Annotated in this window: 22 protein-coding genes; 17 read left to right on the plus strand and 5 right to left on the minus strand. The window is 67.0% G+C overall.

Features of this window, described 5'->3' with window-relative positions; all coding sequences use genetic code 11:
* Positions 1 to 155: 155 nt before the first annotated feature.
* Positions 156 to 2,120, minus strand: coding sequence for an OPT family oligopeptide transporter (locus RI032_RS03340; protein ID WP_010483387.1), 1,965 nt, complete (start codon positions 2,118 to 2,120; stop codon positions 156 to 158).
* A 326-nt stretch (positions 2,121 to 2,446) separates the two neighbouring features.
* Between RI032_RS03340 and RI032_RS03345 the strand changes: the two genes are divergently transcribed.
* From RI032_RS03345 to RI032_RS03355, 3 genes are all read left to right on the plus strand, one after another.
* Positions 2,447 to 2,962, plus strand: coding sequence for a hypothetical protein (locus tag RI032_RS03345; RefSeq protein WP_322547845.1), 516 nt, complete (start codon positions 2,447 to 2,449; stop codon positions 2,960 to 2,962).
* A 56-nt stretch (positions 2,963 to 3,018) separates the two neighbouring features.
* Positions 3,019 to 4,167: an acetyltransferase domain-containing protein gene (locus RI032_RS03350; protein WP_322547846.1), complete on the plus strand. Its 1,149-nt coding sequence runs from the start codon at positions 3,019 to 3,021 to the stop codon at positions 4,165 to 4,167.
* A 79-nt stretch (positions 4,168 to 4,246) separates the two neighbouring features.
* Positions 4,247 to 6,001 carry a peptide MFS transporter gene (locus tag RI032_RS03355; protein ID WP_322547847.1) on the plus strand — a complete coding sequence of 585 codons (1,755 nt, stop codon included), beginning with the start codon at positions 4,247 to 4,249 and terminating at the stop codon, positions 5,999 to 6,001.
* Positions 6,002 to 6,058: 57 nt separating this feature from the next.
* Here the strand turns inward: RI032_RS03355 and RI032_RS03360 are convergent, their stop codons facing one another.
* Both RI032_RS03360 and RI032_RS03365 read right to left on the minus strand, forming a co-directional pair.
* A complete protein-coding gene (locus RI032_RS03360; protein ID WP_019336989.1) occupies positions 6,059 to 8,041 on the minus strand; it encodes an alpha/beta hydrolase family protein in 1,983 nt (660 codons plus the stop codon).
* A gap of 167 nt (positions 8,042 to 8,208) precedes the next feature.
* Complete coding sequence (locus RI032_RS03365; RefSeq protein WP_005408523.1) at positions 8,209 to 8,844, minus strand: LysE/ArgO family amino acid transporter; 636 nt, start codon at positions 8,842 to 8,844, stop codon at positions 8,209 to 8,211.
* A 138-nt stretch (positions 8,845 to 8,982) separates the two neighbouring features.
* Between RI032_RS03365 and RI032_RS03370 the strand changes: the two genes are divergently transcribed.
* The 13 genes from RI032_RS03370 (at position 8,983) to RI032_RS03430 (ending at position 23,293) form a co-directional block, all read left to right on the plus strand.
* Positions 8,983 to 9,888 (plus strand): LysR family transcriptional regulator ArgP, encoded by a 906-nt coding sequence (locus RI032_RS03370; protein WP_006424060.1) that lies wholly within the window; start codon positions 8,983 to 8,985, stop codon positions 9,886 to 9,888.
* 169 nt (positions 9,889 to 10,057) lie between these two features.
* Positions 10,058 to 10,504, plus strand: a complete 447-nt coding sequence (locus RI032_RS03375) for a GNAT family N-acetyltransferase (RefSeq protein ID WP_019336987.1) — start codon at positions 10,058 to 10,060, stop codon at positions 10,502 to 10,504.
* A gap of 193 nt (positions 10,505 to 10,697) precedes the next feature.
* Positions 10,698 to 12,386 carry a malate dehydrogenase (quinone) gene (gene mqo / locus RI032_RS03380; RefSeq protein WP_322547848.1) on the plus strand — a complete coding sequence of 563 codons (1,689 nt, stop codon included), beginning with the start codon at positions 10,698 to 10,700 and terminating at the stop codon, positions 12,384 to 12,386.
* 325 nt (positions 12,387 to 12,711) lie between these two features.
* A complete protein-coding gene (locus RI032_RS03385) occupies positions 12,712 to 14,904 on the plus strand; it encodes a TonB-dependent siderophore receptor (protein ID WP_312250197.1) in 2,193 nt (730 codons plus the stop codon).
* Positions 14,905 to 15,060: 156 nt separating this feature from the next.
* Complete coding sequence (mdcA, locus tag RI032_RS03390; RefSeq protein ID WP_322547849.1) at positions 15,061 to 16,704, plus strand: malonate decarboxylase subunit alpha; 1,644 nt, start codon at positions 15,061 to 15,063, stop codon at positions 16,702 to 16,704.
* Positions 16,705 to 16,714: 10 nt separating this feature from the next.
* On the plus strand, positions 16,715 to 17,035 hold the full coding sequence (gene mdcC, locus RI032_RS03395) for a malonate decarboxylase acyl carrier protein (RefSeq protein WP_134958517.1): 321 nt from the start codon (positions 16,715 to 16,717) through the stop codon (positions 17,033 to 17,035).
* Positions 17,032 to 17,940, plus strand: coding sequence for a biotin-independent malonate decarboxylase subunit beta (locus RI032_RS03400; protein ID WP_322547850.1), 909 nt, complete (start codon positions 17,032 to 17,034; stop codon positions 17,938 to 17,940). The genes mdcC and RI032_RS03400 overlap by 4 nt, the downstream gene beginning before the upstream one ends.
* 2 nt (positions 17,941 to 17,942) lie before the next feature.
* Entirely contained in the window at positions 17,943 to 18,647 is a 705-nt protein-coding gene (mdcE, locus tag RI032_RS03405) for a biotin-independent malonate decarboxylase subunit gamma (protein WP_322548255.1), read from the plus strand.
* Positions 18,640 to 19,281, plus strand: coding sequence for a malonate decarboxylase holo-[acyl-carrier-protein] synthase (gene mdcG / locus RI032_RS03410; RefSeq protein ID WP_134958000.1), 642 nt, complete (start codon positions 18,640 to 18,642; stop codon positions 19,279 to 19,281). The genes mdcE and mdcG overlap by 8 nt, the downstream gene beginning before the upstream one ends.
* On the plus strand, positions 19,278 to 20,135 hold the full coding sequence (mdcB, locus tag RI032_RS03415) for a triphosphoribosyl-dephospho-CoA synthase MdcB (RefSeq protein WP_322547851.1): 858 nt from the start codon (positions 19,278 to 19,280) through the stop codon (positions 20,133 to 20,135). The genes mdcG and mdcB overlap by 4 nt, the downstream gene beginning before the upstream one ends.
* Positions 20,132 to 21,052, plus strand: a complete 921-nt coding sequence (gene mdcH, locus RI032_RS03420) for a malonate decarboxylase subunit epsilon (protein ID WP_134957996.1) — start codon at positions 20,132 to 20,134, stop codon at positions 21,050 to 21,052. Before mdcB ends, mdcH begins: the two co-directional genes overlap by 4 nt.
* A 97-nt stretch (positions 21,053 to 21,149) precedes the next feature.
* Positions 21,150 to 22,517 carry an SLC13 family permease gene (locus RI032_RS03425; protein WP_322547852.1) on the plus strand — a complete coding sequence of 456 codons (1,368 nt, stop codon included), beginning with the start codon at positions 21,150 to 21,152 and terminating at the stop codon, positions 22,515 to 22,517.
* Between the two features lie 56 nt (positions 22,518 to 22,573).
* The gene (locus RI032_RS03430; protein WP_057502677.1) at positions 22,574 to 23,293 is read left to right on the plus strand and encodes a GntR family transcriptional regulator; all 720 of its coding nucleotides are present in this window, start codon (positions 22,574 to 22,576) and stop codon (positions 23,291 to 23,293) included.
* Between the two features lie 110 nt (positions 23,294 to 23,403).
* Here RI032_RS03430 and RI032_RS03435 read toward each other — a convergent pair whose 3' ends face one another.
* On the minus strand, positions 23,404 to 23,736 hold the full coding sequence (locus tag RI032_RS03435; RefSeq protein ID WP_010483427.1) for a hypothetical protein: 333 nt from the start codon (positions 23,734 to 23,736) through the stop codon (positions 23,404 to 23,406).
* A 151-nt stretch (positions 23,737 to 23,887) separates the two neighbouring features.
* Between RI032_RS03435 and RI032_RS03440 the strand changes: the two genes are divergently transcribed.
* On the plus strand, positions 23,888 to 24,835 hold the full coding sequence (locus RI032_RS03440) for a nucleoside hydrolase (RefSeq protein ID WP_010483429.1): 948 nt from the start codon (positions 23,888 to 23,890) through the stop codon (positions 24,833 to 24,835).
* Positions 24,836 to 24,839: 4 nt separating this feature from the next.
* Here RI032_RS03440 and RI032_RS03445 read toward each other — a convergent pair whose 3' ends face one another.
* The gene (locus RI032_RS03445; protein WP_322547853.1) at positions 24,840 to 26,099 is read right to left on the minus strand and encodes an MFS transporter; all 1,260 of its coding nucleotides are present in this window, start codon (positions 26,097 to 26,099) and stop codon (positions 24,840 to 24,842) included.
* Between the last annotated feature and the right edge of the window lie 18 nt (positions 26,100 to 26,117).

Consider the following 26,117-nt stretch of genomic DNA (forward strand, 5'->3'; position numbering starts at 1 on the left):
GGGCGGGCAATCGCCAGAAACAGCAAACCGCGCCGTAGCGCGGTTTGTGGGGACACGGGGGGCGGATCCGATTCCGGCGGAATCGGCTCTGACCCCAGACGCTGTCAGCGTGGGGTCAGAGCCCTTCCCTCCGGGAAGGGATCCGACCCCCTGCATTACGCCTTGGCGTACTTGCCAGTGCGGTAGATCAGCCAGCCGACCAGGAACAGCACGGCCAGGCCGATCCACTGTGCGCCCGGCAGGTGGAACGGCACGGCCAGCACGTCTGCGCGGCTGCTGACCACGATCGGAATCGCGATGGCGATGCCCATCAGCGCCTCGCCGGTGATCAGGCCGGCAGCGAACAGCACGCCCGGCTTGTGCACGCGGTCGCGGCCTTCTTCGTCATCGGCGCGCACCTTGTGGAAGCGCTCCACCAGGTGGGCAATCAGGCCACCGAGGAAGATCGGCACCATCAGTTCCAGCGGCAGGTAGATACCGATGGCGGCGGCCAGCACCGGCACGCGGAAGCGTGCGTTGCGCGACTTCAGCCAGCTGTCGAAGGCGATGATGGCGGCGCCGACCACGGCACCGATGCCGATGAAGGTCCACGGCAGTTCGCCACCGAACAGGCCCTTGGCCACCGAGGCCATCAGGTTGGCCTGCGGTGCAGCCAGCGCGTTCGGGTGCAGCTCGGACTTCACGCCGATGCCGTAGGCGGTTGCCAGCAGGTTCAGCACCGGGGCCATGATCAGTGCGCACGAGAACGCACCGATGCCCAGCATCAACTGCTGCTTCCACGGGGTGGCGCCGACGATGTAGCCGGCCTTGAGGTCCTGCAGGTTGTCACCGCCGACCGCCGCAGCGCAGCACACCACCGCGCCGATCATGATCGCAGCCACCGCACCCAGCGGCGCACCGCCGGCACCGACCGGCTTGAGGCCATCGGCGCCCAGCAGCACCACCAGCACGGCCGAGGCGAACAGGATGGTGGAGATGGTGATGCCCGAGACCGGGTTGTTGGACGAACCGATCAGGCCGGCCAGGTAGGCCGAGACCGACACGAACAGGAAGCCGGCGACGATCATGATGAGGGTCATCGGGATCGACACGTGCCACTGGCCGACGATGGCCTGGTACAGGGCCAGCAGCGGCAGCACGAAGACCACCAGGGCCACCAGCATCCACTTCATCGGCAGGTCGCGCTCGGTGTGCGCCAGCACCGGGCCGCCGCTCTTGCGGGCGGCGGCAAAGCCGCTCTTGACGCCGTTGAGCAGCGACTTGCGCAGCGAGATCAGGGTCCAGATACCACCGATCAGCATCGCGCCGACACCCAGGTAGCGCATCTTCGCACCCCAGATGGCAAACGCGGCTTCGGTGGACGAAGCGGTGGCGACCGACGCGGCCAGTGCCGGATCGGTGTTCATGAAGAACGCCTGGTAGATCGGAATGGCGATGTGCCAGGTCAGGATCGAGCCGGACACCACCACGATGCCGACGTTGAGGCCGACGATGTAGCCCACGCCCAGCAGTGCCGGCGACAGGTTGGTGCCGATGAAGGCGGTGACCTTGGAGCTGCCGACGTAGGCCGAAGTGGCCCAGGCATCGGGAATCAGGCGCATGCCGCTTTCCGCGGCCAGCTTGACGAAGGCACCGATCACCGCCGACAGGCCGAGGATCTTCAGGCCCGGGCCCGGGTTCTCACCGGCCTTGAGCACTTCGGCCGCAGCCTTGCCTTCCGGGAACGGAAGCGGGTCTTCGACGATCATCGAACGGCGCAGCGGCACCGAGAACAGCACGCCCAGCAGGCCACCCAGGCCGGCGATGCCCAGCACCCACCAGTACTTGAAGTCCGGCCAGTAGCCCATGATCACCAGCGCCGGAATGGTGAAGATCACACCGGCGGCGATCGACGAACCGGCCGAGGCGCCGGTCTGCACGATGTTGTTTTCGAGGATGGAGCCACCGCCCAGCAGGCGCAGCACGCCCATGGAAATCACCGCGGCGGGAATGGCGGTGGCGATGGTCAGGCCTGCGAACAGACCGAGGTAGGCGTTTGCGGCCGACAGCACCACCGCCAGCACGATGGCCAGGGCCACTGCGCGGAAGGTGAGCTGCTTGGGCGCAGCGTCGTGGTTCATGGAAGCCCCTGCTGGCAAAAAATCCCTGCCACGCTAGCGTTCAGGGGACGGCAAGTCCAGTGCGGTTGGTACCGGCTGGCAAGCCCTCGCCCGGCACTGCGCCCCAGCAGGCCCTTTGCCCCTTCAGATGTGTCGTGTTTGACCAAGTTGTGCACAGTGCACCGGTTCGTCCGAGCGGGGGGGCCTTGACCACAATCCCCCGACGCCCGCGGCCCACCGGACGATGCGTGCCAGGCGATGGGGTTTGCGGCTCAGCGCCTGCTTGAGTCGATTCCCGGAATCCAACACCGTGCACTGCCACCAACACGCGTCAGCAAGGAGACCGGATGGCAGACGCACCATTTATCACGATGATGCGAGGCCTCCTCGTTGCAGTGGGCGCGATGCTGTGCCTGCTGCTGGGTATAGGCAACGTCAACGCCTACAGCGGGTTCGGCACTGCGGTGGTCGAGGATCGGGAAGGACTACCTTGTTTCGGCCTGCCGCCGCGGGCACTGGAATGGGCTCGGTCGCCCCGTATCCTGCAAGCGGTGATCGTGTATCACCACGACACGGTGAAGGCATGGTCGTTCATGTACGACCTGACTCCCGCAAAGCCTTTGGCGCCGGGCCAGTGCATCGTCTACGGCGATCTGCCAGCCTCGGCCACGCTGCGCACTTCTCCACAGCCATTGATTCCTGCAACCTTGTATGAGGTCTACCTCAACGCTCCCACCAATGGCCCAATCAGGGGCTACACGGCGAAGTTCTGCCTGAAAGCTGCGCCTGACGGATCGACTCGGGTAATCCCCGTCCGCCACGACGCACAGAAGGGCTGGAGCGCGGACGCCTGCCAATCCTGAACGGCTGCACCGCATAATGTTATGTTATATCCTGTCACGCCGGTCGAGCATCCCCCGTGGCCTCTTCCCCTTCCCTCCGCCTGGCCTCCATCGACCAGCTGCGCGGCAACGTGATGCTGCTGATGCTGCTGGACCACGTGCGCGAGACCTTCTTCCTGCAGCACCAGGTGAGCGACCCGATGGACGCGGCGACGGTCTCCCCTGCGCTGTTCGCCTGCCGTCTGCTGGCCCACCTGTGTGCGCCCGTGTTCGTCCTGTTGACCGGTCTTTCGGCCTGGCTGTACGGCCAGCGCCAGGCGGATCCGCGCCGGGCCACGTCCGCCTTCCTGCTCAAGCGCGGCCTGTTCCTGGTCGTGCTGGAACTGACCCTGGTGAACTTCGCCTGGACCTTCCAGCTGCCACCGGACACGCTGTACCTGCAGGTGATCTGGGCCATCGGCCTGAGCATGATCGCGCTGGGCGGCCTGTTGTGGCTGCCCCGTCCCGTCCTGCTGGTGGCCGCGGTCGCGGTGGTGGCCGGGCACAACGTGTTGGATGGTGTGCGGACGGAAGGCAACGGGCCGCTGCCGGTGCTGTGGAAAGTGCTGCATCAGCGCGACTGGATCGAGGCCGGTGCGCTGCGCCTGCGCACGTCCTATCCGCTGCTGCCCTGGATCGGGGTGATTGCGCTGGGCTACCTGATGGGGCCGTGGTTCGGTCGCGAGCGCGCGCCAGAGCAGCGCCAGCGATGGCTGCTGTGGGCAGGCATCGGCGCACTGGCCCTGTTCGCACTGCTGCGATTCGCCAACCAGTACGGGGATGCACCGTGGCAGTACCAAAGCAGCACGCTGCGCACATGGATGAGCGTGTTCAACATCACCAAGTACCCGCCGTCGCTGCAGTTCCTGCTGTTGACCCTGGGCGTGGGGCTGTTGCTGCTGCGCCTGTACGAATGGCCGCCACTGGCGCGCGCACTGCGCCCGCTGGCCGATATCGGCGCCGCGCCGATGTTCTTCTACCTGCTGCACCTGTATGTGCTGAAGGGGCTGTACCTGGCCGCGCTGGCGATCGGGGGACCGACGCACGGTGACCTGTACGCCCTGGATTCGGTGGCCGGCCTGCTGCTGGTGGCCTGTGCGCTGGCGGTGGTGCTGTACCCGCCGACGCGGGCCTTCGCGCGGTTCAAGGCGCGAAGGCGTGACCTGGCGTGGTTGCGGTACCTGTGATCGCCCAGACCAGTCCGGCAATCCACGCATGGCGTGGATCCACTGAAAGCGGATCGGGCCACAGGCCTATAATTCCGCGATGAATTCCACCGCTATCGCTTCCGACGATTTCCTGGGCCACCCCAAGGGCGTCTACGTCTGCTTCTTCACTGAAATGTGGGAGCGCTTCTCCTTCTACGGCATGAAGGCGCTGCTGCTGCTGTACCTGACCAAATACCACCTGTTCGGCGACAAGGCCGGCCTGGACCTGCTCGGTGCCTACGGCGGCCTGGTGTACTGCATCCCGGTATTCGGCGGCATGCTGGCCGACCGCTGGCTGGGCATGCGCCGGGCGGTGCTGTTCGGCGGTATCCTGCTGGTGCTCGGCCACCTTGGCATGGCCTTCGAAGGCCACGCCGCGTACCGGGTGAACGGCGAAGTGGTGCGCGACACCTCGGCACTGGCGGTGACCTACCTGTCGCTGGCACTGATCATCATGGGCGTCGGCTTCCTCAAGCCGAACATCTCCACCATCGTCGGCAAGCTGTACGCCAAGGACGATCCGCGCCGCGATTCGGGCTTCTCGCTGTTCTACGCCGGCATCAACCTCGGCGCGCTGTTCTCCTCGCTGGTGTGCGGCTTCCTCGGCGAGGCCTATGGCTGGAAGTACGGTTTCGGAGCAGCCGGTATCGGCATGCTGGCCGGCCTGGCGATGTTCCTGTGGGGCCAGAAGTACCTGCAGGGCCATGCCGAACCGCCGCAACCGGCGGCACTGAAGCAGAAGGTGCTGGGCCTGCCGCGCGAATGGCTCATCTATCTGTGCGCGGTGCTCGGTGTGCTGCCGGTGGCGTGGCTGATGTGGGCCGCCGGCAATGGCGCATTCGCGCTGGGCGGTGAAATCAGCCTGGCGCTGATGCTGATGCTGGTGGTGCTGGGCGGCGTGCTGGTCTGGTTCGCCTGGTTCACCGGCAGCAGGTGCACGCCGGTGCAGCGCCAGCAGATGATCGCGCTGATGGTGCTGATCTTCATGGCGCTGGTGTTCTTCACGATGTACGAGCAGTCCTACGGCTCGTGGGTGACCTTCACCGACCGCCTGCTGACCAAGGACATCGTGCCCTCGCTGGTGATCACCGGCGGTACGCCGCTGCCGTGGTCGATCATCTCGCTGCTGCTGGCACCGCTGGGCTTCGTGGTCAGCGCGCGCCTGTCCGAACGGCGCCCGGGTTCGGCTGCGCCGCGCACGTTCTTCGCCGCCATCGTCGTGCTGATGCTGGTGCTGCTGGTGCGCGACTGCCTGGTGATCCCGCAGACCGCAGGCTCGCTGACCTACCTGGGTGGCCTGTTCCTGGTGCTGCTGGCACCGGCCTTCGCCGCACTGTGGACGTGGATGGACCGCCGCGGCTGGGAACCGGGCAAGCCGGTCAAATCGGCCTGGGGTCTGGTGGTCGGCGCGCTGTCGTTCGTGCCGCTGGCACTGGCCGCACAGCAGGTCGGCGCTACCGGCGAGATGGCCAGTGTGTGGTGGCTGGTGCTGGCCTACTTCCTGCTGGCCAGTGGCGAGATGTGCCTGTCGCCGGTCGGCCTGTCGGCGGTCACCCAGTTGGCCGTGCCGCGGGTGATGAGCCTGATGATGGGCACCTGGTTCCTGGCCACCGCATTCTCGGAGACGCTGGCCGCGCTGTTCGGCAAGCTGGCCGCGATCGAGGTGCCGGAAGGCGAATCGCTGGACATGGTGGCCGCCGCCGGCGCCTATGCGCACCTGTTCTGGCTGCTGATGTGGATCGGCCTGGGCTGTGCGCTGGCCGCCTTCATTGCCGCGCCGCTGCTGAAGAAGATGATGCACGGGGTCAAGTAAGCCCGCTGCAGGCGAAATCCGGGGCGGCGGATCGATCATCCGCCGCCCCCGGATTGTTCAGGGCGCGCTGCTCTTTTCCGCAGGCGTGGCCTGCGCGGCCACCTGTCCCCCCAGGCTGCGCGAGAGGAAGGCCAGCAACCTGCTGTAGTACGTGCGTTGATTGGCAGGAGAATAGAAACCATGCCCTTCGTTCTTGACGAACAGGGTTTCCACCGGCGAGCCGGCCTTCTTCAACGCAGCTTCCATGCGTTCACTGTGCACGATCGGCGCACGCTGGTCCTGCCCTCCCGCGGCCAGGAATACCGGCACCCGCACCTGCGCGGCCAGATTCACCGGGGAACGCTCTGCCAGATCCTTGGGCGATCCCAGCCAGTTGCGCAGATAGGCCAGGCCTGACTCATCACTCTGGATGTCTCCACGGGCGTACATCAACGGCAGGTCGTAGATGCCGACGTAGCCTGCCGCGCACTGGTAGAGGCCCGGCTCGCGCACCGCCCCCATCATGGCCGCATAGGCACCGTAACTTGCCCCGTAGATGCAGATGCGGTTCTTGTCGGCCACGCCCTGTTCGATCGCCCAGCGCGTGGCATCGGTGACGTCATCCTGCATCGACAGTCCCCATTGCTTGCGCGCGGCCTGCATGTGGGCCCGGCCATAACCGGAAGAGCCGCGGAAATTCACCTGCAATACCGCGTAACCTGCCGCCGCCAGCATCTGCGCCTCGGCGTCATAGGCGCCGTCGTCGGCAACACCGATCGGACCTCCGTGCGGCACCACCACCATCGGCAGCGCACGGGCCTCGCGGCCGTGCGGGACGGTAAGGAAGCCATGCAGCGGACGCCCATCGCGCGCCTTCAGGCTGATCGGACGCACCTCCGCCGCCAGCGCGGGGTCGATCCAGTCGCTGCGGCTGATCAGGTGCCGTGCACTCTTGCCAACCGTGTCATAGAGATAGAAATCGCCCGGATTGCTGCCTGACCAGGTTTCCACCAGCACCGTCCTGCCATCGCGCGTGCTGGAGGTGATGTAGGCCGCTCCGCCCAGGCCCGCTTCGAGGCTGCGGTAAAGGCGGGCTTCGTTCGAGGCGTCATCGAAGAATGCCGTTCGCGGCGCACTGCCAAGGAACAGTGCCCCGACCGGCACGCGGCTGCCGGGGCGCCGGATGATGCGCGCCGGGTCGGCGCTCTCATCGCGCAGCACGGTGCGTCGTTCATTGCTCTGGGGGTCCCAGCTGACAATGGCATCGGGTCCGTCTGCCTGCTCGACCTGCAGGTACGCCAGGCGACCGTCGGCCGAGAAGCCGAGGGGCAGCTCGATGCGCTTGCTCAGGGATTCATCGTTGAGCAGGATCCAGTCGCTGTTGCTGCCTGTGCGGTAGTAGAGCTTCTGCGTGCCATCGGTAACGACAGCGCGCGCGAAACGCACCTCACCCTGCTCATCGATCGTGAAGTCCGCATCGGGGATGGGAGCCCGTGCCACCGCGTTGCGGCGACCGGTGATCACATCCATGCGCTCGACCTGGGCATGCGAACTGCCGACCAGCGGGATCACCGTCACCAGTGCGTTGCGATCGTCATCCTTGAGTTCGTCGCTGAGGTACGCGGCCACCAGGCCTGCCGGCTTGACCTTGATGTTGGTGCCCAGGCTCTGGTCGGCAACCCGGTAACCCACCAGCAGCTCGCCGCCCTTGCCGTTGGCATTGATACCGAACAGTTCGCCGGTCGGCGTCGGCCGGTCCAGCACGCCGAACTTCTGTGCCATGCCCACCAGCAGCCGCTCGTTGCTGACCCAGTCGAAGGTGTGGGCGTGATCGTTGCGGGGCGGGCGGAAGCTGCCGACCATCTTCATGTCGGCAATGCGATAGATCGCCAAGGCGGTTCCCGCCTCCAGCGGAACCGTCGCGGCGATGTACTCGCCCCCCGGCGAAATCTTGATGTCGGTAAACGACTCCTGCCGCAGATAGCGATCCAGGTCCAGCGCTGCGGCCGATGCCCCACCCACAACCGCTCCCAACAGTACAGCCAGCACAATCCTGCGCATCCTTCCCCCATGGAAAACCGGACACCCTGTCCGGATGCACGATTCTAGGCACGTGACCGATTGCCGCGCCACATCGGCAGAAAAAACGACGGCACCGTTGCCGGTGCCGTCGTTACCACTACCTTGGAGAGAGAGTCAGGACGTGGGTTCGGGGGGCGTGCGCCGGGTCAGTGGACCCCGCGCACCGCCAACGTGAGGGCCAGGATGCTGAGGATCACGGCAATGGTGCCGTCAAGCACGCGCCAGGTACTGGGCTTGGTGAACAGCGGCGCCAGCAGGCGTGCACCCAGGCCCTGCGCGGTCAACCACAGGCAGCTGGCGGTGACCACGCCAGCGGCGAAGGCCATGCGGGCGTTGCCGAAGTTCTCGGCGATCGAACCGATCACCATCATGTCCAGCCAGAAGTGCGGGTTGATCAGCGAGAAGCCGACCGCGGCCATCAGCACCGCGCGGCGGCTGCCGTCGTCACTGTCGGCCTCGCCCATGCCACCGCCACCGGCGATCGCACGGCGTGCCGACTTCATTGCGTACCAGGCCAGGAACGCGACACCCGTCCACAGCACGGCGGTGGTCAGCCACGGCAGTGCCGAGGTGAGCGTGCGCAGGCCGGCCACGCTGGCGAAGATGAAGATCGCATCGATGGCCGCACAGGTGGCAACCACCGGCACGATGTGCTTGCGCAGGATGCCCTGGCGCAGAATGAAGGCGCTCTGGGCCCCGACCACGGCGAACAGGCCGATGCCGGTAGCTGCACCAGAGAACCAGGCACCGAGGCCGGTGCTGGCGGAGATGACCGAGAACATGGGATTCACTGCCTTTACTTGCTTGGGGGGACGGTGCCTCGCGAAGGCGGACAGCACCGGAACGGGCGCCATTGTCGCGCCGCAACATGAAAAAGACGAGCTAAACTTCCTAAACCAACATTAGCGGAACTTAATTCGATGCGTATCGACCATGCCCAGCTGCGCGCCCTGGCCGCGGTGATCCGCGAAGGCAGCTTCGACCGCGCCGCACAGTCGTTGAATGTCACGCCCTCGGCCATCTCGCAGCGGGTCAAGGCGCTGGAGGACCGGGTCGGCCGCCTGCTGGTCAAGCGCGGCACTCCGGCCACCGCCACCGCCGAGGGCCAGGTGCTGGTGCAGCTGGCCGAGCAGACCGCCCTGCTCGAACACGATGCCCTGCACCGTATGGGCCTGGCCGACGAGGACCTGCCCCAGGCAAGCATCCCGGTGGCGGTGAACCACGACAGCCTGGAGACCTGGTTCCCGCAGGCCGCCTCGCAGTTCGCGCAGAGCACCGGCACCACGCTGGACCTGCGCGTGGAAGACCAGGACCACACCGTCGAACTGCTGCGCCAGGGCACGGTGCTGGGCGCGGTGACCACCCTGGATGAGCCGGTGCAGGGCTGCCAGATCCACGCGCTGGGCAGCATCCGCTACGCGGCGACCTGTACCCCCGAGTTCCGCGAGCGCCATTTCGCCAAGGGCGTAACCGCGCAGGCGCTAGCGCAGGCCCCGGTGCTGGTATTCAACCGCAAGGACGAAATGCAGTCGCGCTTCGCCCGGCGCATGGCGGGCGACGACCTGCCCAGCACCGCGCCGACCTGGTGGATTCCGTCCACCCGCGCCTTCGTGCAGGCCAACCTGGGCGGCATGGGCTGGACCATGAACCCCCTGCCCTTGGTCAAGCGGCATCTGGACGCCGGGCGACTGGTCTACGTGCGCCAGCGCGCGTGGGAAGACGTGCCGCTGTACTGGCAGCATTGGAAGGGCGACGTGCAGACCATGGCCCTGCTGACCCGCGCGGTGCTGGATGCCTCCTCCGCGCTGATCCGGCGCAAGCGCTGAAAAGGGGACGGAGGGGATTAAGTCGTTCAAGACCCAAACGACATATCGGGCAAAGACGACTTAATCCCCTCCGTCCCCTTTTTGCTCCATCCAATCTCCACGCAACCTCCACACCGGGTCCATGCGTGATGCGGATACTGGTCGGCCGATCACTGCAAGGATGCCCTGCATGCCTGTATTCGTCCGCGATGCGCGCCCCGAAGATGCCGCCGCCTGCATCGACCTGCGCGGGCGCACCCGCGAGAACGCCTTCAGTGCCGCCCAACTGGCGGAACTGGGCATCACCGAGGACAGCTGGGCCGCCGGCATCGCCCAAGGCGATTCGATCGGCCGCGTCGCCTGGGAGGGCGAGCGCATGGCCGGTTACTGCTTCGCCGACCGCGACAGCGGCGAGGTGCTGGTGCTGGCCCTGCTGCCGGACTACGAAGGCCGCGGCATCGGCCGCCAACTGCTGCAGGACGTGGTGAGCCTGACCCGCGATGCCGGCCACCGGCGGCTGTTCCTGGCCTGCTCGGCCGACCCGCGATCGCGCTCGCACGGCTTCTACCGCCGCCTGGGCTGGCGCCCGACCGGCGAGATCGACGACGCCGGAGACGAGATTCTGGAGCTGGTCTGATTGAAGGCGTCGCCAGGCATGACCTGGCGCTATGGGTGACGGGGCCGCGAAAGGCCGGATGCTGCGTTGCATCAAAAAAGGACCGGATCCGGTTAGAATCGCACCTGGATGCTGCAAGGCGTTGTTTCTTCACGCCCTTTCCCTGCTTCATGCGCATCCTGACCTCCTCCCCTCCGCCAACGATCCCGCCCCCATGAAGAAATTTGGCAAGGCCCTGCTCGCCCTGCTCGTGCTGCTGTTGCTGGCCGCCGCGCTGTTCCTGTACTGGCCGCTGACCCAGCGCTCGGTGCCCGCCGCCAGCAACGACAAGCCCGTCGACGTTGTGCTGGTCGGCGCCGGCATCATGAGCATCACCCTGGCCACCTACCTGCAGGAACTGCAGCCGGACTGGAACATCCAGGTCTACGAACGCCTCGACGGCGTCGCCGGTGAAAGCTCCGACGGCTGGAACAACGCCGGCACCGGCCACTCGGCCTTCGCCGAACTGAACTACACCCCGGAACTGCCCGACGGCAGCATCGAGACCAAGCGCGCGGTCGGCATCGCCGAATCGTTCGAGGTCTCGCGCCAGTTCTGGTCGCACCAGGTCAAGCAAGGCCGGCTGAGCCAGCCCAGCGACTTCATCAACCCGACCCCGCACATGAGCTTCGTCTGGGGCGATGACAACATCGCCTACCTGCACAAGCGCCAGCAGGCCCTGGTGAAGAACCCGCTGTTCTACGGCATGCAGTACTCCGAGGATCCGGCCCAGATCAAGCAATGGGCACCGCTGCTGATGGAAGGCCGTGACCCGAAGCAGAAGGTTGCCGCGACCTGGATGCCGCTGGGCACCGACGTCAACTTCGGCGTGATCACCCGCCAGCTGACCACCGGCCTGCAGCGCAGCCCGAACTTCAGCCTGCACCTCAACCACGAAGTGAGCGCGCTGCGGCAGAACGCCGACAAGAGCTGGAACGTGACGGTGAAAGACCTCAAGGCCGGCACCGAATCCACCACCCACGCCCGCTTCGTGTTCATCGGTGCCGGTGGCGCCGCGCTCAAGCTGCTGCAGATGTCGGGCATTCCGGAATCGAAGGACTACGCCGGTTTCCCGGTCGGTGGCCAGTTCCTCGCCTTCCAGGGCCAGGACGTGACCTCGCGCCATGGCGTGAAGGCCTACGGCATGGCCGAGACCGGTTCGCCGCCGATGTCGGTGCCGCACCTGGATGCGCGCAAGCTGGACGGCAAGCCGGTGGTGCTGTTCGGGCCGTTCGCGCTGTACAGCACCAAGTTCCTCAAGCACGGCTCGTGGTGGGACCTGTATTCCTCGGTCACCCACAACAACGTCGGCCCGATGCTGGAAGTGGGCAAGGACAACCTGGACCTGGTGCAGTACCTGATGGGCCAGGCACGCCTGAACGATGCCGACCGCCAGGCCGAGCTGGTCAAGTACTTCCCCAACGCCAAGCCGGGTGACTGGAAGCTGGTCACCGCCGGCCAGCGCGTGCAGATCATCAAGCGTGATCCGCTGAAGGGCCCGGTGCTGCAGTTCGGTACCGAGATCGTGACCGACAAGGACCACACCCTCGCGGCCCTGCTCGGCGCCTCGCCGGGTGCGTCGACCTCGCCGCCGATCATGCTGGACCTGATGGCCAAGGCCTTCCCGGACCAGATGAAGGCCGGCTGGGAAACCCGCCTGCGCGAGATCGTGCCGTCGTACGGGCGCAAGCTCAACGACAGTGCCGCGCTGGTCAACGAGATCCGCACGCTGACCAGCCAGACCCTGCACCTTCCCTACCTGGAAGTGCCGGTGGATGCCAACGCGGCAGCACCTGCACCGGCCGCAATTCCGGCTCCGGTCAAGGAAAAGCGCAACGCCAACGAGGAACTGCAGGCGCTGTAAGCCCGCCGTTTCCTTTCGACGCACACGGACGGCCACCTTTGGGTGGCCGTTCGTTTTTGGGGCGGCTCCCTGCTGTAGAGCCGAGCCCATGCTCGGCTCCAGCCAAAAGCAGCCGAGCATGGGCTCGGCTCTACAGAAGGCGATGCCTGGTGCCGGAAAGCCGATGCACGATGACGCGAATTGTAATGTTGTTAAGAATTATTTACATTTGCGTCCTACGCAGTGACCGCGCCCCTCCCAGATGGACCTGATGTGCCCGAAGCCGCCGCCCCGGGTACTGGACGACTGCTGCCGCCCTTCCCCGCTTCCAAGCCTCGAGCCCACCATGTCCCTGACCCTGCGTAACCGCCTGCCCCGCCGCGCGCTGCTGCCGGCTGCCCTGCTTTCGTCGCTGTCCCTGCTGGCCGCGCCCAGCGCGTTCGCCGCCGCCGATGGCGCCGCCGATGCCAAGACCCTGGACCGGGTCAGTGTGCGTGCCGAGCAGTCCGCTCCGCCATCCAGCACCACCCGCCTGCCGATCACGCTGCAGGAAACCCCGCAGTCGGCCACTGCGATCAGCCTCAAGCGCCTGCAGGACGAATCGCTGTTCAGCATCAACGATGTGATGCGCAACGTCACCGGCGTCAGCGTGTCCTTCTATGACACCCAGCGCCCGCTGTACTACGCGCGCGGCTTTGCCATCACCGACTTCCAGGTCGATGGCATTCCCACCTACAGCGGCTCCACCAACCAGGAATACGACACCGCCTTCTACGACCGCATCGAAGTGATCCGCGGCGCCAACGGCCTGCTCAGCGGCGCCGGCGTGCCGTCGGCCACGGTCAACCTGCTGCGCAAGCGTCCGGGCAAGGAATTCGACGCATCGTTCTCGGTCAGTGCCGGCAGTTGGGACTACCGCCGAATGGAAGCCGACGTGACCGCACCGCTGACCGCCGACGGCCGTTTCCGCAGCCGCGTGGTCGCCGCCTACACCGATCGGGGCCTGTATTACGACCGCTACGACGAGAACAAGATGGCCGGCATGGCGGTGCTGGAAGGCGACGTCACTGACAGCACCACGATCACCCTCGGTTACCAGAGCCAGGACAACAACCCCACCGGTTCAACCTGGGGCACCGTGCCGTTCTTCGACAACCAGGGCAACTTCGCCCACCTGCCGCGTTCGACCAACCTGTCGCCGAAGTGGAGCTACTGGAAGCGCGAGAGCAACACCGCGTTCGCCAACCTGGAACAGCGCTTCGGTGACAACTGGCTGCTGAAGATCAACACCGCCTACACCCGTGGCAACGTGCAGAACGTGCGCCTGTACGGCACCGGCAACCCGGACCCGGTGACCGGCTCGGGCATCTACCTGCGTGCCGCCGCCGGTGATTCCAAGGACACCCGCCGCAATGTCGATGCCTACCTGTCCGGCAGCTTCGACCTGTTCGGCCGCGAGCACGACCTCACCGTTGGCGCACAGTGGTCGGACCTGGAAGGCACCACCAACACGCTTGCACTGAACTTCCCGAACGACTGGGCACGCTGCGGCGGCGAGCGCTGCTACTACATTCCCAACGTGTACAACTGGAACGGCGACATCTCCGAGGTGACCTACCGCCGCACCGGCGCGCGCCGCGTGGCCAAGACCACGCAGAGTGGCGTCTATCTGGCCACCCGTCTGCGCCTGGCCGATCCGCTGTCGCTGATTGCAGGCGCGCGCCTGAGCCGCTGGGAAACCCTCAGCCGCTCGTACAACGCCGCAGGCGCCTACACCGGCACCAGCGGTGCGTACAAGGTGAGCGATGAAGTTACTCCCTACGTGGGCCTGGTCTACGACATCACCCCGAACGTGTCGGCCTATGCCAGCTACACCGAGATCTTCAACCCGCAGAACTTCAAGGACCGCAACGAGAACCTGCTGGCACCGGTGCAGGGTTCGAACCTGGAAGCAGGCATCAAGACCCAGTGGCTGGATGGCCGCCTGACCGCCAATGCCGCCGTGTTCGAGGCCAAGCAGGACAACTACGCGGTGCGCGACATGGGCGTGCCGGAAGGTTCGCTCAGCGATGGCACCTCCGCCTACGTCGGCGTCAACGGCACCAAGGCGCGCGGCTGGGAGATGGACGTCAACGGCGAGATCCTGCCGGGCTGGACGGTCAATGCCGGCTACACCCACGTCAAGGTCACCCGAGCGGCTACCGACCTGCTGTACGCCAATCCGCCGAAGGATCTGTTGCAGCTCAACACCCAGCTGCAGCTGCGCGGCGCGCTGGAACGCCTGAGCGTTGGCGGCGGCCTGCAGTGGCAGAGCAAGGTGCAGGGCTACAACATCGCCTACCCGCTGGGCGGCACGGTCACGGTGAACCAGCCGGCCTACATGCTGGTGCAGTTCAATGCCAACTACCGCATCAGCGACAGCTGGACCGCAACGCTGAGCGTGCGCAACGCACTGGACAAGACCTACTGGGCCAACCTGGACTACAACAACTACGGCGAACCACGCTTCGTGTCGGCCAGCCTGCGCTGGAAGTTCTGAGCCACCCGCAAACCGGTGGGTGCTGACCGTTGGTCGGCACACCGCAATCCTGAATGGGCCCGCCTTCGTGCGGGCCCTTCTTTTTGCTGCACTGCAGGTTGCACCCCTCTTCATAATTATGCCGTAATTACATCGACACCAATCGGAAGCCGGTCGATGAACCCGAGCTGGGATACGTTGGAACACAGCCGCCAGGCCCGCCTGGAACGTGCCGCGCCGTGGGCCCGGGGACGCGAGGTCGCCGCCACCGATGTGGGCGAGCTGCTGCACGCACTGCTGGAGCCAGGCGACAAGGTCTGCCTGGAGGGCAACAACCAGAAGCAGGCCGACTTCCTCGCCCAGGCCCTGGCCGACCTGGCCCCCGCCCGCGTGCACGACCTGCACATGGTGCAGTCGGTGCTGTCCCTGCCCTCGCACCTGGATGTGTTCGAGCGCGGCATCGCTTCGAAGCTGGATTTCTCGTTTTCCGGCCCGCAGTCGGTGCGGCTGGCCAACCTGGTGGCCGAAGGGCGCATCCAGATCGGTGCCATCCACACCTATCTGGAACTTTTCGGGCGCTACTTCATCGACCTCACCCCGCGCGTGGCGCTGGTCGCCGCGCAGGCCGCCGACCGCCACGGCAACCTCTATACCGGCCCGAACACAGAAGACACCCCGGTGATCGTCGAGGCCACCGCCTTCGGTGGCGGCATTGTCATCGCCCAGGTCAACGAAATCGTCGACACCCTCCCCCGCGTCGATATCCCCGCTGACTGGGTCAACTTCGTGGTGCAGGCGCCGCGCCCGAACCACATCGAACCGCTGTTCACCCGCGACCCAGCGCAGATCTCCGAGATCCAGGTGCTGATGGCGATGATGGCCATCAAGGGCATCTACGCCGAGTACGGCGTCAACCGCCTCAACCATGGCATCGGCTTCGACACGGCGGCCATCGAACTGCTGCTCCCCACCTACGCCGAATCGCTCGGCCTGAAGGAAAAGATCTGCCAGCACTGGGCACTGAACCCGCATCCGGCGCTGATTCCGGCCATTGAATCGGGCTTCGTGAAGTCGGTGCACTCATTCGGTTCGGAACTGGGCATGGAGAAATACATCGCGGCGCGAGGCGATGTGTTCTTCACCGGCGCCGATGGCTCGATGCGTTCCAACCGCGCGTTCTCGCAGACCGCCGGCCTGTATGCCTGCGACATGTTCATCGGTTCCACACTGCAGATAGACCTGCAGGGCAACAGCTCCACCGCCACCCGCGACCGCATCGCCGGCTTCGGCGGTGCACCGAACATGGGCTCGGATGCACGTGGGCGCCGCCATGCCAGCGACGCCTGGATCAAGGCCGGCCAGCAGGCCGCGCGCCCGGGCGAGATGCCGCGCGGGCGCAAGCTGGTGGTGCAGATGGTGGAGACCTTCCGCGAGCACATGGCGCCGGCCTTCGTTGAACGTCTTGATGCCTGGGAACTGGCCGAGCGCGCGGACATGCCGCTGCCGCCGGTGATGATCTATGGTGACGACGTCAGCCACGTGCTGACCGAGGAAGGCATCGCCAACCTGCTGCTGTGCCGCACGCCGGAAGAACGCGAGCAGGCGATCCGCGGCGTGGCCGGCTACACCGCCGTCGGCCTCGGCCGCGACCGCGCGATGGTGGAAAACCTGCGCGACCGCGGGGTGATCCGCCGTCCCGATGACCTGGGCATCTCTGTGCGCGATGCCAGCCGTGACCTGCTGGCGGCGCGTTCGGTGAAGGACCTGGTGCGCTGGTCCGGCGGACTGTACGACCCGCCCAAGCGCTTCCGCAACTGGTAAAGGGCTGAGCATGGAAACCCTCGACTATCGATTCGAAGGACACACTGCGGTGCAGTTTCCGCGCGATGCGGTGCTGGTCGGCGTACTGGCCTCGGGCAACCTGGAAATCCTGCTGGAGCCGGCGGCGCAGGACGGCGCGATGACGGTACGCATCATCACCGCCGCACAGGGCTTCGGGACCGTGTGGCAAGCGGTGATCAGCGACTTCGCACAGCGTCATCCGCTGCGCGATGTACGCATCTCGATCAACGATGCGGGTGCAACTCCGGCGGTGGTCAGCCTGCGACTGGACCAGGCCGTGGAAACCCTGCTGGCCGGAGGCACGCCATGAGCCACGTGCAACGCCACAGCTATTACGAAGCCGATGCACGCGAACGCATCGCCGGCCTGGTCGATGCCGGTTCGTTCCGCGAATTCCTCGGCCCCGCACGGCGCGTGATGAGCTCGCACCTGGCCCAGCTCGACCAGCCGGCTGCCTTCGACGATGGCATCGTCGTCGGCGAAGCCACGCTGCAGGGAAGACGCGTGCTGCTGGCCGCACAGCAGGGTGAATTCATGGGCGGCGGCGTGGGCGAGGTGCATGGCGCCAAGTTGACCGGGCTGCTGCGCCGTGCGGCGGCAACCCGCCCTGACGGTGTGCTGCTCCTGCTCGACACCGGCGGCGTGCGCCTGCACGAAGCCAATGCAGGGCTCATCGCCATTTCCGAGATCATGCGCGCCACCCTGGCCGCGCGTGCAGCGGGCGTGCCGGTGATCGCGCTGATCGGCAGCGGTAACGGCGCCTTCGGCGGCATGGGCATCGTGGCCCGCTGCTGCAGCACGGTCATCATGTCCGAAGAAGGACGCCTGTCGCTGTCCGGGCCGGAAGTGATCGAGACCGTGCGTGGCGTGGAAGAGTTCGATTCCCGCGACCGCGCACTGGTCTGGCGCGTGACCGGTGGCAAGCACCGCTACCTGATCGACCAGGCACAGGTGCTGGTACCCGATGCCATCGAGGCCTTCGCGCACGCGGCATTCGATGCGCTGCAGCCCGATACCCGCAGCATCGATCCAGTGACTGCACTGGCCGCGCTGCAGGAACGCCATGTGGCATTGAAGGCGCGCGTGCAGGCCTGGAGCGATTGCCGCGATGGCCTGGAGATCTGGGCGCGGCTGGGCATTCCCCACCCCGAACGCCTGCCACTGCTCGACACCGATGAGTTCCTCATCGCCACCGCCGATCGGAGCCTGCCATGAGCATGCAACTGCAGAGCCTGCTCGATGCCCTGTTCCCGCAGGGGCATGCGATTGTGGTGAACGATTCGGTGCTGACCGGCAGCGCTACCACCGAGGACGGCGAGGTGACCGTGATCGGTACCGCCGACAAACTCGAAGTCGGCGTGGACCACGCACTGGCACTGGCCGGGATGGTGCTGGCCAGCACCCGCGCACATCCTCAGCGGCCGATCGTGATGCTGGTGGATACCGCCGGCCAGCGCCTGGCGCGGCGCGACGAACTGCTTGGCATCAATGGTTACTTTGCGCATCTCGCGCAGACGCTCGATCTGGCACGCCGCCGTGGTGCGCAACTGGTCACGCTGGTCTACGGTGAGTCCGTCAGTGGCGGCTTCCTCTCATTCGGTCTGATGGCCGACCACATCCACGCCCTGCCCGATGCACAGGTGCGGGTGATGGACCTGCGCGCGATGGCACGGGTGACCAAGCAGCCGCTGGAGAAGCTGCAGTCGCTCAGCCAGACCTCACCGGTGTTCGCACCGGGCGTGGAAAACTACGTAGCGATGGGTGCGGTGGACTCGATCTGGAACGGCAACCTGGCCGCCCACCTGCTGCAGGCACTGCGCACGCCCGCCGATGGCGACCGCCGCGCCGTGCGCGGAGCCGAACGTGGCGGGCGCATGCTGGCCGCACGCGTGGCTGCTGCCGTGAGCCAGGGCGATGCCTGAGCGGCTGCCCCGCCATACGCTGGTCTGGCTGTCAGCGCACGCCGGCTGGCAGGCGGACATTGCCGCGCATGAGTCGCGCTTGGCCGATTGGTTTGCGCAGGGCCGGCCGGCCATCGTCGCGCGACGTGCCGCCGATGATGCGGACCCCCGCCTGCGTCTGGGCGTGCCGCTACCGCCCGTCGAGGGCAAACTGCGCCTGGCCCTGCGCGTACCAGCACACGATGTGCTGCGCACCGCGCCGCCGCCGACACTTCAGACGGTGCTGGAAGGCGACGTTCCACAGGACTGGCAGCGGCCCCTTGAAGTGCTGCAGAACATCGCTGGGGCGCGCGTAATCGGTGCCTTCGCGTGGCAGCACCTCACTGGCCTGCGCTATGTGCACGCGCGCTCGGACGTCGATCTGCTGTGGCCGATCGACACCACCGCGCAGGCCGATGCCCTGGCTGCACGGCTACAGGCATGGGAAGCCGAACACGAGCGGCGGGTCGATGGCGAGCTGTGCCTGGGCGGCGACGCCGCCGTGAACTGGCGCGAGTACGCCGGACGCAGCCGCGAGGTACTGGTCAAGCGCCTCGATGGTGCCGCACTGGAACCACGCGAGGCATTGTTCGCCTCCGCCGGGGTGAGCGCATGAACGCCGTCGTGCAACCGGCGGTCAGGCCGGCAGCTGCCGTGGACACCGCGCGTCTGGGGCGCCTCGCCGTCGCCAGCCTGCATGCGGAGCTGGCGCTGGCGCCCAAGCCCGGACTGGTCACACCCTTCGACACCGGCAGCCATCACGACATGGACGCCGGCACGTTCCTGCGCAGCCTGTTCGCGCTGCGCCACTATTTCACCGCCGTGGCATACCTCGGTGCAGCCGGGGCGGACTTCGACGCCTTGCGCCGGTGTGGCATCGCCGCCGAAACCGCGATGCTGCGCGCGACCGCCGGCATCAATACCCACCGTGGCGCGGTCTTCAGTCTCGGCCTGCTGGTGGCGGCCGCCGCGGCCTGTCGCTCCCACCTGGGCCATTCCGCCACGGGTGAGCAAGTCTGCCAGGAAGTGCGCCGTTGGGCTGCCGAGCTCGCCGGCGCACCTCTGGATGCGAACAGCCCTGGCCAGCGCGCGCGCGCGCGGCACGGCGTGCAAGGTGTGCGCGAACAAGCGGCCACCGGCTACCCGCTGCTGCGCGACGTGGCACTGCCTACCCTGCGCCACGCACTGGCCAGCGGCCTGCCACGCGAGGCCGCGATGTGCCAGACCCTGATGCAGCTGGTCGCGCAGGTGGACGATCTCAACCTGCTGCACCGTGGCGGCGCAGAGGGCCTGGCCTGGGCGCAGCAGCAGGCGCGCCGCTTCATCGAGGCGGGCGGTACCTTCGTACCCGGCTGGCAGGCACACCTGCACGACATCGGCGAGGGCTTCGTCGCGCGCCGCCTGAGCCCGGGTGGCAGCGCCGACCTGCTGGCCTGCAGCTGGTTCCTGCTGCAGCAGGAGGGCGCATGAGCCTTGCCCTGCTCTGCCCCGGGCAAGGTGCGCAGCACGCCGCGATGTTCGAGCGCGTGCGCGATCTGCCTGCCGCGCACAACGTACTGGAGGCTGCCAGCGCAGTGCTTGGACGCGATGTGTTCGCGGCGGCCGCTGACGAATCGCGCTTCGGCAATGCACTCGCGCAGCCCCTGCTGTGTGCAGCCAGCCTCGCGCACTGGCAGGGACTTCGCGAAGCAGTGCCAGCACCGGTGCTGGTGGCCGGCTACAGCATCGGTGAACTGGCGGCGCATGTGGTTGCCGGCAGCGTTGATGCGAGCACCTGCCTGAGCCTGGCCGCGCAGCGCGCGCGGCTGATGGATGCCGCCAGCCCTGCCGATGCAGGCATGCAGGCCGTGCTGGGGCTGGAGCGCCATACCCTGCAGCCGCTGTGTGATGCACACGGCGCACATGTGGCCATCGCCAACGGCCGCGATCACTTCATCGTCGGCGGCACGCAGGCCGCTCTGCAGGCGCTGGCCGATGACGCTCGCGCGCAGGGTGCGGAGATCCGCCCGCTGCCGGTGCATGTGCCCGCGCATACGCCGCTGCTCCGCTCTGCTGTCGCAGCGTTCGCCGCCGCACTCGATGCCTCGGCGCTGCAGGGCCCACGCCTGCCGCTGCTGGCCGGCATCGATGCGCGTCCGGTGCGGGATCGCGCAACGGCGGTCCACACGCTGTCGTTGCAACTGGCGCAGACCATTGAGTGGTCGCAGGTGATGCGCCAGGCCTACGAGCGCGGTGCGCGGGTGTTCCTGCAGCTGGGCCCGGGCAATGCCTTGGCCCGCATGGTCGCGTCCGATTATCCGTGCTGCGAGGTGCGCGCGGTGGAGGAATTCCAGAGCCTCGACGGCGCGGCGGGCTGGGTCCGCAACGCGCTGGAGCGGCTGCAGTAACGGGTTCGAGCAGTACGCAACACGCAGTACGTCGCCTTACCCCGGGATGGCGGGTCTCCATCCGCGCTGTACGTGAGTCACGTGTCTGGGAGGGCGCATGAGTCCACAAATCGCAACGATCATCGGCCTGGTGATCATGTTCATCATCGCCACCGCTCTACCGATCAACATGGGTGCCGTCGCCTTCGCGCTGGCCTTCATCATCGGTGGGCTGTGGGTGGACATGGGCGGCAAGGAGGTCCTGGCCGGCTTTCCCGGCGATCTGTTCCTGACCCTGGTTGGCATCACCTACCTGTTCGCCATCGCGCAGAAGAACGGTACCATCGACCTGCTGGTGCACTGGGCGGTGAAAGCGGTACGCGGCCATATCGTGGCCATTCCGTGGGTGATGTTCGTCATCACCGCGGTCCTCACCGCCTTCGGCGCACTCGGCCCCGCCGCGGTGGCGATCATCGGGCCGGTCGCGCTGCGCTTTGCCAAGCAATACAACATCAACCCGCTGATGATGGGCCTGCTGGTCATCCACGGTGCGCAGGCCGGCGGCTTCTCGCCCATCAGCGTGTACGGCAGCATCACCAACGGCGTGGTGCAGAAGGCCGGGCTGGAAGTGACCGAGATGGCGGTGTTCCTGACCAGCCTGGGCTTCAACTTCATGATGGCCACGATCTGCTTCTTCGCTTTCGGTGGCGTCGCCCTGCTGCGGCGTGGCTCGATCACCACAGCAGGAACGATCGGCACTGCCGAACTGGCGATGGCCGGTGGCCCGCAGGCGTCGTCGCGCCAGTTCGCGATCGAAGGCCATGGCGCGCTGGTCGCAGCAGGCGGCGGCACGCTCAGCAATGATCCGGCGGCACTGGACGCGGTGGGCCTGACCCGCGAGCGGTTGTTCACCCTGATCGGCCTGCTCGGCCTGGGCGTGGCCGCGTTGATCTACAACCTCAACGTCGGCCTGGTCTCGATCACCGTGGCGGTGGCGCTGGCGCTGTTGTCGCCACAAAGCCAGAAGGGTGCGGTCGATGGCATCAGCTGGTCCACCGTGCTGCTGATCTGCGGCGTGGTGACCTACATCGGCGTGCTGGAACATGCCGGCGCGGTGGACTTCATCGGCAACGGCGTGTCCGACATCGGCATTCCGCTGCTGGGCGCGCTGCTGGTCTGCTACGTCGGCGGCATCGTCTCCGCATTCGCTTCCTCGGCGGCGGTACTGGGCGCCACGATTCCGCTGGCGGTGCCGTTCCTGCTGCAGGGCCACCTCAGCGCCGCCGGCGTGATCTGCGCGCTGGCGGTGTCGTCCACCATCGTCGATGTCAGCCCGTTCTCGACCAATGGCGCACTGGTGGTGGCCTCGGCCGCGAAGGAAGAACGCGAGACCCTGTTCCGCCGCTTCCTGGTCTACAGCGGGCTGGTGGTCGCGCTGGGGCCGCTGCTGGCCTGGCTGGTGTTCGTGGTGCCGGGCTGGATGTAACCGCCATCGGGTCGTGCCGGCCGCTGCCCGGCGCGACCTGGCGTTACACTCTGCGCATGGCCATTGCCCCTGCCCCGCAGTCACCGAAGAAGCGCGCACCTCTGTACGAAGAGGTGGCCGAACACGTGCGCGAGCGCATCTACGACTACCGGCTGCCGCCGGGTGAGTGGATCGACGAGCCCGCGCTGTGCGAAGAACTGGGCATCAGCCGCACGCCGCTGCGCGAGGCGCTGAAGCTGCTTGCTGCCGAAGGCCTGGTGCAGATCGATGCGGGTCGTGGCAGCAGGGTCACGCGACTGACGCTGGAAGACCTCAACCAGCTGTTCCCGGTGATGGCGATGCTGGAAGGCCGCTGCGCGCACGAGGCGGTCCGGCATATCGATGATGCTGGGGTGCAACGGCTGGAAGACCTGCATGCGGCGATGGAAACCGCTGCGGCCGAGGGCAACATCGCCGAGTACTACCGCAACAACTACCTCATCCACGAAACCGTGCAGCACTATGCCGGCAACCCGTGGCTGATCCGGATCACCCACGACCTGCACCGCATCCTGAAGATGCACCGTGGCCGCCAGTTGCTGACCCCGGGCCGCACCGCGCAGTCGCTGGCAGAGCACCGCGAACTGATGGAGTGCTTCCGCAAGCGTGACGCCGCTGCCGCCGAACGCACCATGGAGCGCCACCTGCTCAGCCAGGGTCAGGCGTTGGCCGCCTATGTCGCGGCAGGCGGGTTGTTGAATGTGCCGGCGCCGCTGCCGACCGAAGGCGGCGGCTGAGCAGGCCGTCGTCGCATTTGTGGAGTCGAGCCATGCTCGACTGCTGTTCAATCAAGCACCGCGGCGTTGGAGCGAAGTGCAGTCGAGCATGGCTCGACTCTACAGAGATCTCAGTCGCTGCTGCTGCCACCACCACCGTCACTGCTGCCGCCGTCGCTTCCACAGTCGGAGCTGCTGTGGTTGTGCTGGCTGTGGTTGTCGCCGGAATGCCCGCCCGAATGATCGTAGGCACCGCCGAGACCGTTGTCCCCCCGGCTTCCCGAGCCATCGGCGGTGGCCACCGCCATGCACAGGATCGCGCCGACCAGGGGCAGCAGCCAGATCAGCAGCAGCTGCACCGTCCGGCCGCCCGCCGACAGGCCATCACGCCTGACGATCACCACGGTAGCCACCACGTTCAGGCCCAGCACCAGCAGGACCAGCAGAAGGGCAACGATCAGCATGCGGCGACTCCGTGCCTGGACTGGGGGCATTATGGCCTGCCACCCCGGCAATGGCCCTGCCTGTCATGAAGATGGGACAATGTAGGGCGCGCCGGCCTGTCTCCGGGCCGCCGGCGCCCCCCGCACCACACGGAAGAAGAAGAACAACAACATGCTGAAAGTCATTTTCGATACCGACCCGGGCGTCGACGACGCCCTGGCCCTGCTGTACCTGCACAAGCACGCCCAGATCGACCTGATCGGCGTCACCACCACCTTCGGCAATGCCTCGGTGGAGTCGACCACGCACAATGCGCTGTACCTGAAGCAGGCCTGGGGCTTTGCCGCACCGGTCGCGCGCGGTGCCGGTGGCCCGCTGCAGCCGGAAGCCACCCCGGAGGCCTGGCCGGTGCACATCCATGGCCACAACGGCCTGGGCAACCACCCGGTGCCGGCCGAACTGGACGTGACCGCCGACGCGCGCCCCGCCCACCAGCTGATCATCGACCTGGTCCGCGCCCATCCGGGCGAGGTGACCCTGGTCGCGGTCGGCCGCATGACCAACCTGGCCCTGGCCCTGCAGCAGGCTCCGGACATCGCCAGCCTGGTGCGCGGCGTGGTGCTGATGGGCGGCGCCTTCCACGTCAACGGCAACATCACCCCGGCCGCCGAGGCCAACATCTGGGGTGACGCCGAAGCGGCCGACGTGGTGTTCACCACCGATTGGCCGGTCACCGCGATCGGCCTGGACGTGACCACCCGCGTGGAAATGGACCGTGATGGCCTGGATAAGCTGGCCGCACTCGGCGGCGCCGACGCCGAGCTGGTCCGTGCACTGTCGCAGGACTACGTGGACTTCTACCTGCAGGCCGGCCACAAGGGCATGGTCGTGCACGACTGCTGCGCCTGCATTGCCCTGACCCGTCCGGAGCTGTTCCAGTTCGAGCGTGCCAGCGTGCGCGTGGCCACCGACGGCGTTGCCCGTGGCATGACCATTCCGAAGCCGGAAGGCATGGGCTTCGGCCCCAGCGTGTGGGATGGCCACGTGCTGCAGTCCGTCGCCATCGGCGTGGATGCGGCCGCGGTACTGGCCGACATCGAGCAGACCCTGAAGGTCTGATCGGCTAGCGTCTGGCCCTGCCTGGGACGGTCTCGGGCAGGGTCCACAGCACCGGCAGCACCAGCACTGCCACCAGCGCGATCATCGCGCCCGGTGCCGCCGCCCAGCCGCTGCGTTCCACCCACCATTGCGCCAGCCACGGCGTCGCGCCGCCGAACACCGCAGTGGCCATGGTCACACCCAGTGCCAACCCGCTGACCCGGCCTTCGCCCGGGAACTGCTCGGCCGTGGCCGGGGCCGCGACCGCACTGACACCACCGGCCACGCAGGCCAGCAGCACGGCGGCCAGTGTGATGCCCAGCGCCGTCGCCTGCGCCATCCACGCGAACAGGGACAGCGGCAGCAGCGCTGCCAGCACGGTCAGGCCCAGCAGCACCGGCCGTCGTCCGACGCGGTCGGACAATGCGCCGCACAGTGGCGTGATCGCGATCACCGCCACTGCCGCAATCGTCGACAGCCACAGCGCATCGGCTTCGTCATGACCCTGCGCATGCAGGAACGACGGCACGTAGGTGATGCCCACGTAGTAGGTGATCGAGCCCAGCGCCGAGATCGCGAAGGTGCGCGCCACTGCTGCGGGATGGTTGCGGAGCACATGCCGCAGCGGCGTGGCGGGAATGCTGCCCTCGCGCTGCTGGCGCTCGAACTCAGGCGATTCACGCATGCCCGACCGCGCAACCAGGATCACCAGTGCCAGCGCGGCACCGAAGAAGAACGGAATGCGCCAGCCCCAGCTGTCCAGCTGCGCGATGGGCAGCAGCGCGACCGTGAGCGCGGAAATCGCCACCGCCAGCAGCGCCCCCACTTCGCTGGCTGCCGACGCCAGCGAGGTCACCAGGCCTCGTCGCCGCACGGGTGCGCTTTCCAGCAGGTAGGCCACCACGCCGGTGTATTCGCCGCCCACCGAAAACGCCATCACGCAGCGCAGTACCAGCAGCAGCACGCCCGCCGTGGTGCCTGCGGTGGCCGCGGTTGGCAGCAGCGCAGTGGCCAGCATTGCCGCCGCCATCAACGCCATCGAAGCCAGCAGCATCCAGCGCCGGCCCAGGCGGTCGCCCAGGTGGCCGAAGCACAGCGCGCCCAGTGGACGCATCAGGTAGGACACCGCGAAGCCGGCAAGCGTGACGAGCAGCGCCTGCTCGCCACCACCGAAGAACACCCGCGACAACACCGTGGCGAAGTACAGGTACAGGGTGAAGTCGTACCACTCCACCACCGTGGACAGGCCGGCCACCCACATCGAGCGCTGCCGCGCCGCGGTCATTGCTTGTTCGCCTTCAAC

Origin of the sequence: Stenotrophomonas geniculata (assembly GCF_034508895.1) — a bacterium.
Lineage (GTDB): Bacteria > Pseudomonadota > Gammaproteobacteria > Xanthomonadales > Xanthomonadaceae > Stenotrophomonas > Stenotrophomonas geniculata.